This window comes from Neobacillus sp. NPDC093182 (assembly GCF_044754045.1).
The window spans coordinates 13,614-25,845 of the sequence record NZ_JBIVOI010000014.1; the positions used below are offsets into that span (position 1 = coordinate 13,614).

The following is a 12,232-nucleotide window of genomic DNA, read 5'->3' on the forward strand; positions in this document are numbered from 1 at the left end:
ATTAGATCATTCCTTTCAAGTAGATGAAGCTAAAGATAAAAATCCAAACGACGTCCAGAAAGTGCCAATATAGAGAGAAAATGAATGACTTGTTAGCTGTTTCTGGTGTTAACCCGCGAGTTTTAAGTTGGAAAATGATAAAGAATCCCCAGAAAATACCAAATGTAACATGCGCTCCATGTGTTCCTAATGTAGTTAATAGGGCAGCTGTAAATGCACTAGTTTGTAGTCCAGCACCAATATGAACATAGTGTATAAACTCATAGACTTCAAGACTCAAGAATCCAAGACCGAGAAGAAGAGTAATTGCGAAAAAGACCTGCATAGCTTTTTGGTTACCTAATCGCATTGCGTGAATTCCTAGCCCAATCGTAAAGCTGCTTGTTAAGAGTATCATTGTTTCAAGTAACACAGGAGTAATTTCGAAAATTTCTGTACCAGTCGGGCCGTTACCAGTGCGATTAACCAAGGTAAAATATCCTGCAAAAAGCGTAGCAAAAAGCATAATTTCGGCCCCAAGAAAAATCCAAAAACCTAAAATATTTATTTGATTTTGATGTGTACGATACTCGAGTGGCAGCGTGTGATTGATTTTCATGATTAAGCACCTCGCAATTTCGTTTCAGTTTCTTCAATTTCTTTAACCGAGATGTAATGTCCGTGATCCTTTTCTAATGAACGGTGCCCCATACAGACAAAGATTCCAATGGTTGTAATAATTGCGGGAATCCACATACCAAATACGAATGAAAAACCCCATGCAAAGAAAATGCATCCCAGGATAAACGGAATACCGCTATTATTTGGCATATGAATATTTTCATATTTGCCAGGGAATAAAATATGATTATTATACTTAGCTTCCCAAAGCGCATCAACTGACTTAACATTTGGCACTATTGCAAAATTATATTCCGGGACGGGACTAGGAGTGGCCCATTCAAGTGAACGTGCATCCCATGGGTCCGAACTAATATCCCTAGATGCATAACGTGTACTGTAGTAAACGTTGTAGACAATCAAAATAAATCCAATTGCTAAACCAATCGCTCCAATAAACGAAAGCATATTCCAAATACCAAACCCAGTAGATTCAGAATATGTGTACATTCGGCGGGCTTGGCCGTCCAAACCAGAGAAAAACATTGGCATGAATGCTAATAAAGTGCTCATAGAGATAATCCAAGCAGTCCATTTTCCGATTTTTTCATTAAGAATGAAACCAAACATCTTTGGCCAATAGTAATGGAAACCAGCAAGCATTGCGAATACCACACCTGGAATAATAACCATGTGGAAATGAGCTACTAGAAACATAGTATTATGATATTGGTAGTCCGCAGCCGACATACCAAGCATTACCCCAGTAACTCCCCCGATTGTAAAAATTGGAATGAAGAGCAAGGAATAAAGCATTGGCGTAGTAATGATAATTTTTCCTTCCCAAAGCGTAAATAGCCAATTAAAAATCTTAACTCCGGTCGGCACTGCAATTGCCATTGTGGTAATCGAGAAGATACTGTTAGTTAGCGCTCCTTGTCCCATTGTAAAGAAATGGTGTGTCCATACCAGGAATGAAAGGAGAGAGATGATCACCATGGAGCCAACCATAGATTTATATCCGTATAGGTTTCTGCCAGAAAAGGTAGAGATAATTTCACTATAAATTCCAAAGGCTGGTAACACTAAGATATATACTTCAGGGTGTCCCCAAACCCAGAAGAAATTAGCCCAAAGCATATCCATACCGCCATTTGTTGACGTGAAAAAATTAGTTGCAAAAAGTCGGTCCATTGTTCCCATAATAAGTGCCACTGTTAATACTGGAAAAGCAAAAACAATGATAATATTAGCTACTAGGGAAGACCAAGTAAACATTGGCATTTTCATTAAAGTCATACCTGGTGCTCTCATTTTAAGTATGGTAGTAATCATGTTAATGCCAGTCATTAAAGTACCCATACCTGAAATCTGGAGAGCAAACATATAATAATTCGTTCCTACAGATTCACTAAATTCGTTATTGGCAAGAGGGAAATAAGAAGTCCATCCTGCATCTGGAGATCCACCTATAACAAAAGAGATATTGAGTAACATAGCCCCCATAAAGAAAAGCCAAAAGCTTAGTGCATTTAATCGTGGAAAGGCAACATCACGGGCTCCAATTTGCAATGGAACGATATAGTTCATAAACGCCATGATAAAAGGCATTGCCATAAATATAATCATAACCGTCCCATGAGTGGTGAAAATTTCGTTATAATGCTGGGCATCCAACATCTTGCTTTCGGGTATAGCCAGTTGGGCACGCATCATAATCGCGTCTGCTCCACCACGGAAAAGCATGAGGAGCGCAGATATTAAATACATGATTCCAATACGTTTATGGTCTACAGTGGTTAACCATTCACGCCAGAGATAACCCCACTTTTTAAAATAAGTTAAGCCGGCAATAATCGCGATAACGGTTAGGCCGATTGCAACCATTGATGCATAAATAGCAGGACTTGGATGAGGGACTGCAAAACGTTCAAAGATATCCATCTATTATGACTCCTTTCGAGTTTGTTTAATATATATAACAATCAATTTTTCCGACCAGCTTAATGGCTGTTATGGGCAGAATGACTATCTTCAGAGCTAGAATGTACCTCAGAAGAGTGGTTGTCAGAATCATCAGATTGAGAAGACCCATGTTGGTGCCCGCCATTTTCACCTTCCGGTGGCGGCAGGAAAGTCAAATGTGTTCCAGTGTAGGTGGACTGACCAACATGCCCATGTTCCAACAATTTATCAAATTTTGGCTCAGTTAATGGTTCTGCTGTATCTTTCACTTCATTTACCCATTCATCAAATTCTTCTTGGGATATCGCTGTGACATTGAATGTATTCTCAGCGAACCCTTTACCATTAAAATTTGCATTCCGCCCCATAAATTCACCAGGAACGTCAGCAGCTAAGTGCAACGTATTAACCATGTCCGCCATTGCGTATTTTTGCCCTCCAAGTTGTGGAATCCAAAAACTTGTGATTGGTCCGTATGAATACAATTTAAACTCAATTGGACGTTCAACTGGTATATATAAGTAGTTAACCGTTTCAATATTTTCTTCTGGATAGCTAAAATGCCACTTCCAATTTGAAGTAGAAGCGTAAATTATTAGTGGTTCTTTATCTTTGTATATCGCCGGTGCTGATTCTACCTTATAGTTGCTTTGAACAGAAACAATTGACAGAAATACAACAATAATAACCGGAATTCCGACACAAATGGCCTCGACCAGAATGCTGCCCTCAATGTTCGGCGGACGATAATCTGGCTCTTGTTTTGAAGCTCGATATTTGATTAACATATAAGCCAATATTCCGAAAACAATGATCACGATGAAAGACATAATCCAAATGGATAGAATGATATCCTTGGCTTGTGTTTGAGCCTGTGGGCCTTTTGGATCCAAAACTAAAAAAGATTCACACCCTGTTAACATTGTGGCAATAGCAAAAATCGCTGTCAAAATAGCCCATTTTTTTTTCATAGATAAACCCCTTTCTATTTAAAAGATTCATAGGGAAATATTCAGTTTAATTATGTTGCTTGATTCACAATTGGTTATTATATTAGAGGCGGAATATTAAAAAATCAAGAAAATGTGAAGTATGTCACAAAGTGTTCAAAAACGAAAAACTAAATTTTCGATGATAAATTTGTATTATTATTTGACTAAAACCCGTGATATTTAAGGGTTTATAATCGGAGGAAGAGTTCGAAAAAGAAAAGTGGATGGTTGGATTTATTTTCAATTGGATGATTAATTACTTATTCAAAATAGAATATAATTAAGAAATTTGGAGGATTTACCTATTGAGGTAGGAATCATGCTTTTCATCATGGTTCTTTCTTACATTGAGTAATAATGGATGGTAAAAAAAGAATAAGATTGGATGGTTATAAAATTGCTAAATCCTATATTATGGAGTAGTGGATTGTATGAAATGGTCCACTCAGAAAATTTATAGGGAATTAAGATTCATTAATGTGTGAATTGATTCACAATTATTCTACATGCATTAACTGAACAATCACAGGAGTAAAACACAAGTTACGTGTGATTTAAGAGTGTAGTTATTATTTAATAGTCCTTAGAGAAACACTCCCAAAGCATTATCTCTAAATTAATAAAATTATATAGGAGAAAAAGGATATGAAAAAAAGAATATTTGTGGCCAGTATTCTGGGATTAATCTTGGTTATGGCTGGATATAATAAAAAAAACTCAAAGGAGGTTAAGAAAAATCCTCAAGAAGTGCAGGGTTTGGGTTGAGAACATGACAATCCAGCATCTAGATAGCGGAGGAAATAATTGAGGGTATAAAGGATGACCGTGCACCTCTGTTTTACCACGAACAGAATTTAGGAAAATTGAACACTCATCTTTATTATAAGAATAGAGAGCATTTGACTTATAAAATTTTATTATTGCTCAAAAATATAACTTCTAAGGTGGCGAACTTATTTGGACTATTCTAACTTAATTGACCATACATTACTTTCAGCTGACACTAAAGAAAAAGATATCATTAATTTATGCCAAGAAGCAAAACAATATGGCTTTGCATCAGCAGTTGTAAATCCTGCATGGGTAAGCTTATCAGCAGAACTTTTGCGCGATTCCGATGTAAATGTCTGTACGGTTATAGGATTTCCATTAGGTGCGAACACGCCTGAAACAAAGGCGTTTGAAACTATTAATGCCATTGAAAATGGGGCTACAGAAGTAGATACAGTTATTAATATAGGGGCATTAAAAGATAAGAACGATGAACTCGTTGAAAAAGATATACGTTCTGTTGTGGAGGCTGCAAAAGGAAAGGCTTTAGTAAAAGTTATCATTGAGTCATGCCTATTGACAGATGAAGAAAAAGTACGTGCATGCCAAATTTCTGTACAAGCAGGTGCAGATTATGTGAAGACTTCAACGGGATTTTCTAAATACGGAGCGACAGTTGAAGATGTAGCGATCATGAGAAAAGCAGTTGGACCAAATATTGGGGTTAAGGCATCAGGGGGGGTCCGCAATATAGAAGATATTCAAGCAATGATAGATGCCGGAGCAACAAGAATTGGGACCAGCTCTGCTATAAAAATACTAGGATAATGGAATGATAAAATCTTCTGCATAAAATTAGCTATCAAATTTCATAAATCATAATCAAAACCCGGTTCCACTAGTGGAACCGGGTTTTTGTCAGGATTTAGTCAGGAAATGACCATACTATGGTGCGAACTGAAAATAGATTGCTACTTATTTTTTTTCTTATAATAAACACGATTTTATCGTAGTTCTTTTTTATTTTGAAGTAAAACTGGATGGTTAAAAAATTGTTAAATTGGCGGGTAATAAAATTTATAAATCCTTTATTATGAGAAGTAGATTTTCAGAATGTTAGAACTTGAATAGTAAAATAATGTAAAAAGTGTTTTGTGAATGGATTAACCATTATCTATTCATCTTTAATAGCTTACATGTTAATAACTAATGATCGCTTGGAGGAAAGGGCTGTGAATAAAATCAATCATATTAAGCATCGAAAAGCATTAGATCTTGTTAAACCTTATTTACCAGGAAAACCCTTGTGGGAAGTACAAAAGGAATTACGATTGGCGAGAGTGATAAAATTAGCCTCAAATGAGAATCCCATCGGAGCGTCACCTAATGCCCTTGAGGTAATTTCTAATAGTCTTACCACGCTAAATCGTTATCCTGATGCACATGCAGTTGAGTTGAAGGCGGCTATTGCTTCCAGCCTATCACTGACCAATGAGCAATTGATTATTACAAATGGAGCAGATGAATTAATTACCTTAATTTCAGAAACCTATCTTGAAGCAGAAGATGAAATTATCGTCCCTTCCCCATCTTTTAGTGAATATGATTTCGGTGCCCATTTGATGGGGGCAAAAGTTGTACCTGTTCCTCTGGACAATGAGTACCAATTTAATATTGATTTGATTTTATCGGCGGTAACAGATCATACCAAATTGGTATATATCTGTTCTCCCAATAATCCCACTGGCACTTATTTACCTAAATCAAAGTTAGAAGAACTGCTTCAATCTCTGCCTAATCATATTTTAGTAGTTTTTGATAGTGCATATAGTCATTTTGCAACCAATGAAGATTACACAAATGGCCTGGAATATGTTCGTTCTGGTTATCCAATTATTGTTTTACAAACTTTTTCTAAAATTTTTGGACTTGCTGGTTTAAGGGTAGGATTTGGTGTAGCACCAGAAAATATTATTCAAAGCATCGTTCGTGTAAAAGAGCCTTTTAATGTCAATAGTTTGGCACAGGTCGCTGCAGCTGCAGCAATCATGGACGAGGAACATGTGGAAAAATCAAAACAGGTTAATACCGCAGGACGTGAACAATTATATAAAGCCTTTCGAGAATTAGGATTAGAATTTATAGTGAGCATGAGTAATTTCATTCTGGTTAAATTTGGGTCTAATGCAAATCAAATCTATCAACATCTTCTATCTCAAGGAGTAATTGTCCGTTATGGCGATACATGGGGAATGCCCCAGCATCTCCGAATATCTGTTGGAACAGCGGATGAGAATACTATATTAATAGAAGAAATAGGTTCAATCATGAAACGCCAGCTAGTTCACTTTAAAGGTGAGATAAAATGAACGAACTTGCATTGAATTTAAACGAGATGATTAAGAAAAATAATCCACATGTATTTAACTTATTATCTAATTTGGGTAAGGAGTTATATTACCCAAAAGGAATCTTAAGTCAAAGTGCTGAAGCAGCCAAAAAAGCTACCCGTTTTAATGCAACAATTGGAATTGCTACTGAAAAAGAGGTTCCAATGCATTTTGAACATATACAGGAAACATTATCCGAGTATTCCCCGGATGATGTCTATCCATATGCACCGCCCTCTGGGAAATTAACGTTACGGAATGAATGGAAACGAAAATTATTGCGGGATAATCCATCCTTACATGAAAGCTGGATGGGGCTCCCGATTACAACAAATGCTCTTACCCACGGATTAAGTCTCGCTGCAGATCTTTTTGTCGATGAAAATGATACCATCATTCTACCAGATAAATATTGGGGGAACTATCAAACCATATTTCATGTACGTAGAGGCGGTAATCTTAAGACTTTTAGGCTTTTTGATGACAGTGACGCATTTAATGTTCCCTTATTCAGAAAATGCTTACTACAGCAAAAGGATGAAGGTAAGGCAATCGTCTTGCTTAACTTCCCGAACAACCCGACGGGCTACACGCCAAAGGAAAGTGAAGTCCAAGGAATTATCTCAGTCTTAATGGAAGCGGCAGAAGCTGGTATTAATCTAGCTGTAATTCTTGACGATGCCTATTTCGGCTTGTTTTTTGAAGACTCTGTAAAAGAGTCATTGTTTGGCAGGTTGGCAGGAATCCATCCAAGGATTTTACCGATTAAGGTGGATGGGGCAACAAAAGAAAATTATGTTTGGGGACTTAGAGTAGGTTTTTTAACCTTTGGGGTTGATAGTCCTATTATATTGGATGCTCTTGAACAAAAAACAAACGGCCTTATTAGAGGAACGATTTCTAGCAGTTCCCATTTGTCTCAGACGGTTATTTTACGTTCCTTGCAATCTAGCAAGTTTGAAGAGGAAAAATGTAAAAAACATAATATAATGAAGCGGCGGGCGACGAGGGTAAAGGAGATTATTACTCGAGAAAAATATAAGGAAGCTTGGGGTTATTATCCTTTTAATTCTGGATATTTTATGTGCTTAAAGCTTAATCGGGTTGATGCAGAGGAATTGAGAGTTCATTTATTAAATGAATATGGAGTAGGAACTATAGCCATAAATTCATCTGACTTACGAATCGCCTTTTCGTGTGTCGAAGAAGAAGATTTAGAAGAACTTTTTGAACTCATTTACTGTGGTATCAATGATTTAGTATCAAAGGGAGTAAGCATTGATGTTCAAAAAACACTTTAATCATCTAGTACAACTATGATTATGACTTCAATAGGCAGATGAGAAAGTTGTGTAAAAATTGGTATATAGGGGGGAAATTGAAATGAAAAAATCACTATTCGTTATTAGTATTTTCGGATTAATTTTGCTGATGGCTGGATGTAATAAAGAGAACTTAAAAGCGGATACCCAAAAAGAAGAACAACCAAAAGAAGTACAGGGGTTGGGTTGGGAACATGACGATCCCGCTTCTCCTGCAGCAGGTGAATGGAAACCAGTTGATTTACCAGATGGAAGGAAGTATACATTAGACCCACCACCAGCGAATAACTCTGATATAACGAAAGCCGATTTGGAAGAATTACGAAAATTGGCAGAAAATCGAACAGAAGAAGAAATTAAAATCATTCAACGGTGGGCAAGTGAAATTAATGGTCCAAATACGAGGTGGATGGCAATAACAGAAGAAATGTTAAAGAAATATAATCTATCACCACCGGAAGCTGCCAGGGTTCACCAAATTGTTAGTGGTACGATTTATACAGCTTCAGTTGCTGCCTTTCATGAGAAATATCGTTATCTGCGACCAAGACCAACACATCTTGATCCTAGCATAACATTAATTGATAATTTTGAAGTTCCTGCACATCCTGCCTATCCTTCCGCTCATGCGACAACAGGTTCGGCGGCCAGTACGGTTCTTTCCTATATCTTTCCTAATGACAAAGAAATATTCATTGAAATGTCAAAAGAATCCGACCTTTCGAGGAAGCTCGCAGGTGTACATTATGAAAGTGATAATATAGCTGGCAGGAAACTAGGTACACAAATTGCTGAGGATATAATTGAGGGTTTAAAGGATGACCGGGCACCACTATTTTACGACGAACAGCATTCAGGAAATTCTGGACACTAATCATTTTTTTAGATTAGAGAGCTGTTAAAAATATTTATTATTGAATGCCAAAATTACTAGGATAATAGAATGTTGAATCCTTATATAAAAATTTTACCTGTAATATAATTGGAGGAGATCCAGGTGTATACAAATCAGAATGTCAGGGTGGCTGTTATTCAAGCTGCCTCCGTTATTATGGATCGCGATGCGTCGATTGAAAAAGCAGTTAGCTTAATAAAACAATCGGGAGAAAAGGGTGCTAAAATTGTTGTTTTTCCGGAGGCTTTTATTCCTGCCTATCCTAGAGGGTTATCCTTTGGAACCATCATTGGAAGCCGAACGGAAGATGGAAGAAAGGATTGGTACAGGTATTGGGAAAACTCGATTCCTGTTCCTGGTGAAGCAACAGAACAACTCGGGGCAGCCGCACGTGAAGCTGGCGTTTATGTTGTTATAGGCGTAATCGAGCGAGATAGTGAATTTAGTGGTGGTACTCTGTACTGTTCTGTTATTTTTATCGGACCTGATGGCTCCCTTTTAGGAAAACATCGCAAATTAAAACCAACTGCAGCTGAACGAATCGTTTGGGGGGAGGGTGATGGCAGTACGTTACCAGTATTTGAAACTTCATACGGGAAAATTGGAGCACTGATTTGCTGGGAGAACTATATGCCTCTAGCTAGGGCAGCAATGTATGCACAAGGTGTCCAACTGTATATTGCACCTACTGCAGATGCGAGGGAATCCTGGCAGTCGACCATTCGTCACATCGCAATGGAAGGTAGATGCTTTGTATTGTCCTCTAATCAATATGTAACCAAAGATATGTACCCTAAGGATTTAGCTAGTTATGATGACCTTGTTTCATCTCCAGATGTGATGAGTAACGGTGGAAGTGCCATCGTTGGACCACTTGGTGATTATGTTGCGGAGCCTGTATGGGGTAAAGAAGATATCCTCATTGCAGATCTGGATTTGAAACAGATAGCCTATAGCCAATTTGACTTTGATTCTGTTGGTCATTATTCAAGACCGGATGTTTTTAAATTGTTAGTAAACAAAGAAAGGCAGGAAAGTACAATTTGGATGTAATGACAAAATTTTTATCTGATATTAGGCCGTTTTCTATATAAAGGAATTCGGCTTTTTTACATATTGAATTCAGGTGTTAAACTAATGTAGAAATTAGTATTTTTTCTCTTTATTTTACTAACCAGCTGCCAGGAAGGAGTAAGAGATACACTAAATTGGCAGTTAGAGTATTAAATCAATTTATTAAGCTAGCTAACAATGTTTAATTAATTATCCTATAAATAGAAAGAGGGTAGCGGAATGTCAAAAGGATTAACGGGAAAACGGGTTGCTATCGGTGCATCCCGGAAAACAGATGAGATAAGTGTACTTATTGAAAAACAGGGCGGGATTCCAATTGTCCGGTCGCTGCAAGGGACTGTATTCTTGGCGGAAGAAGAGGTCGGACCGAATCTGAATAAAATCGTAAAGGAGGGTACAGATTGGGCTATTTTCACAACCGGAATAGGTATGGAAACGATGTTGGATATAGCTGAGAAACTAGGGATTAAACAGCAGTTTATAAACATAATTCAACAAGCCAAGATTGCTTCGAGAGGATATAAAACACTTTCGGCTATAAAAAAACTTGGGATTAATCCGGAAGCAGTAGATGAAGATGGTACAACCAGTAGTTTAATAAGATCCATGGAGAAATTTGACTTTACCGGAAAAAGAGTCATGGTTCAGCTTCATGGTGAAAAAGCGCCGTCCTTAATTAAATTCCTTGAAGAAAAAGGTGCAGATGTAACATTGATTCTCCCATACCAGCACATTCCCCCAGCAACAGAAACTGTTGCAACACTATGTGAAGAGCTGTTGGAGGAAAAGTTAGACGCAATTTGTTTTACTACTGCCATTCAAGTCCGTTCCCTTTTTAATTTTGCAAGGGATAAGGATTGTGTAGAAAGACTTTTAACTTCTTTTTATAGGCATATACTTGCGGTTGCAGTCGGAAAAGTTACAGCGGAGGCTTTAAGAGAAGAGGGAGTTGAGAAAATGCTTGTCCCTAAACAGGAAAGAATGGGAGCAATGATTATGGAGCTATCCCGATACTATCGTAATCATTAGGAATTGAGGTTCTTTAGAATGACAGCTTGGATTTTTAGTTTACAACCAAAATAAAAGCCAAAAAAACGCAAGGGCATAAGCTCTTGCGTTTTTTTAAAATTATTCTTTATTATTGCCATCTTGCAGATTTTGCTAATTCAGTTATCGCCAGTATAAGGTGAAACATAAACATGGATATACAAATGGGTATAAAGATTAATAGATTTTTACCGTACCGTTCTTTTAACATTCCTGCAAAATACCCACAAAAAAATAAAACGACCATAGCAGCAACTAGTACTAGCATGAGGACTAACTTCATGTTTATCACCCTTAAGTGAAAAATATAAAAATATAAAAATATATAAAGATATATTTATACAAACAAATCATTACGAGTTTCTGGAAGAAGCAAAGGTTAATTATTGTATATCAAGCTTGTCTTATATTACATCTTTCGTCGTTACCTTGGCAGATAAGGTGAGTTTTTGTAGATGATCAGACCTAAGATCATAAGCTACTACTTTCTTATTTGACTGCTTGACTACATAAACGTAATCAGCAAAACAATAAACAAAGATCTTACTATCTTTTTTCCCTCTTTTTACGTTAATAACAAATGGAGTAACATTTGTCTCTGGATGTAGAAATAATTTTTCTTTGCCTGGAAAGATATCATATTGTTTTAAAAAAGTCGCTTCATTGAAATAGTCAATCAATCGAATTTTTTCTTCCTCTTCTAAGTGCTTTCCAATATAAGTTACAGTAACCTCTTTTGAATTAAGTTTTGGATGCAGTGCAAATTTACTAAAAATCCATTCCACAACCGCACTTGGAGGACTCGTTATCATTTTAATCACAATTCCAAGCAATACCGTAAGTGCAATAGTCCATGTCATATCTGATCCACTCCTTTAGTCATAATCTCTGGGTACGAATTTAGCTGTAGGTCCTCGTTTTAATCTTTTACATTTAGATTACCACAACTATCATAAGGTAATTTCTCATGTAACGAACCATCCAATTCTTGTGAGTTTTAGTCAACCACTTAGTTTGTAGATACATCTCCCTTTCCCTTCCGACAATAACCACACAAACTTCCTACTTCCAAGTTAAACGGGTGTTTCTGTCAATACACGGAGGAATAAAATAGCTAGTATACGATACGTGGACAAAAAGAAAAAGAAAAAGAAAAAGAAAAAGAAAAAGAAAAAC

Annotated in this window: 11 protein-coding genes; 6 read left to right on the forward strand and 5 right to left on the reverse strand. The window is 36.9% G+C overall.

The window, feature by feature from the left end:
- Window position 1: 1 nt before the first annotated feature.
- The 3 genes from qoxC to qoxA are packed head-to-tail and all read right to left on the reverse strand — an operon-like array spanning window position 2 to window position 3,536.
- Window positions 2–598, reverse strand: a complete 597-nt coding sequence (gene qoxC, locus ACIQAA_RS22780) for a cytochrome aa3 quinol oxidase subunit III (RefSeq protein WP_402624072.1) — start codon at window positions 596–598, stop codon at window positions 2–4.
- Between the two features lie 2 nt (window positions 599–600).
- Window positions 601–2,544 (reverse strand): cytochrome aa3 quinol oxidase subunit I, encoded by a 1,944-nt coding sequence (gene qoxB / locus ACIQAA_RS22785; protein WP_402624074.1) that lies wholly within the window; start codon window positions 2,542–2,544, stop codon window positions 601–603.
- 59 nt (window positions 2,545–2,603) lie between these two features.
- On the reverse strand, window positions 2,604–3,536 hold the full coding sequence (qoxA, locus tag ACIQAA_RS22790) for a cytochrome aa3 quinol oxidase subunit II (RefSeq protein ID WP_402624077.1): 933 nt from the start codon (window positions 3,534–3,536) through the stop codon (window positions 2,604–2,606).
- 978 nt (window positions 3,537–4,514) lie between these two features.
- On the opposite strand from qoxA, the gene deoC reads away from it, so the two are divergent.
- The 6 genes from deoC (at window position 4,515) to ACIQAA_RS22820 (ending at window position 11,038) form a co-directional block, all read left to right on the forward strand.
- Window positions 4,515–5,156: a deoxyribose-phosphate aldolase gene (gene deoC, locus ACIQAA_RS22795; RefSeq protein ID WP_402624080.1), complete on the forward strand. Its 642-nt coding sequence runs from the start codon at window positions 4,515–4,517 to the stop codon at window positions 5,154–5,156.
- Between the two features lie 404 nt (window positions 5,157–5,560).
- Window positions 5,561–6,697 carry a histidinol-phosphate transaminase gene (gene hisC / locus ACIQAA_RS22800; RefSeq protein WP_402624083.1) on the forward strand — a complete coding sequence of 379 codons (1,137 nt, stop codon included), beginning with the start codon at window positions 5,561–5,563 and terminating at the stop codon, window positions 6,695–6,697.
- Entirely contained in the window at window positions 6,694–8,019 is a 1,326-nt protein-coding gene (locus tag ACIQAA_RS22805) for an aminotransferase class I/II-fold pyridoxal phosphate-dependent enzyme (RefSeq protein WP_402624085.1), read from the forward strand. Before hisC ends, ACIQAA_RS22805 begins: the two co-directional genes overlap by 4 nt.
- An 82-nt stretch (window positions 8,020–8,101) precedes the next feature.
- Complete coding sequence (locus ACIQAA_RS22810; protein WP_402624087.1) at window positions 8,102–8,914, forward strand: phosphatase PAP2 family protein; 813 nt, start codon at window positions 8,102–8,104, stop codon at window positions 8,912–8,914.
- Between the two features lie 123 nt (window positions 8,915–9,037).
- The gene (locus ACIQAA_RS22815; RefSeq protein ID WP_402624090.1) at window positions 9,038–9,988 is read left to right on the forward strand and encodes a carbon-nitrogen hydrolase family protein; all 951 of its coding nucleotides are present in this window, start codon (window positions 9,038–9,040) and stop codon (window positions 9,986–9,988) included.
- Between the two features lie 240 nt (window positions 9,989–10,228).
- A complete protein-coding gene (locus ACIQAA_RS22820) occupies window positions 10,229–11,038 on the forward strand; it encodes a uroporphyrinogen-III synthase (protein ID WP_402624093.1) in 810 nt (269 codons plus the stop codon).
- A 109-nt stretch (window positions 11,039–11,147) separates the two neighbouring features.
- Here ACIQAA_RS22820 and ACIQAA_RS22825 read toward each other — a convergent pair whose 3' ends face one another.
- Both ACIQAA_RS22825 and ACIQAA_RS22830 read right to left on the reverse strand, forming a co-directional pair.
- A complete protein-coding gene (locus ACIQAA_RS22825; RefSeq protein WP_402624096.1) occupies window positions 11,148–11,339 on the reverse strand; it encodes a hypothetical protein in 192 nt (63 codons plus the stop codon).
- 121 nt (window positions 11,340–11,460) lie between these two features.
- Window positions 11,461–11,916, reverse strand: coding sequence for a YfmQ family protein (locus ACIQAA_RS22830; protein WP_402624099.1), 456 nt, complete (start codon window positions 11,914–11,916; stop codon window positions 11,461–11,463).
- Window positions 11,917–12,232: the final 316 nt, after the last annotated feature.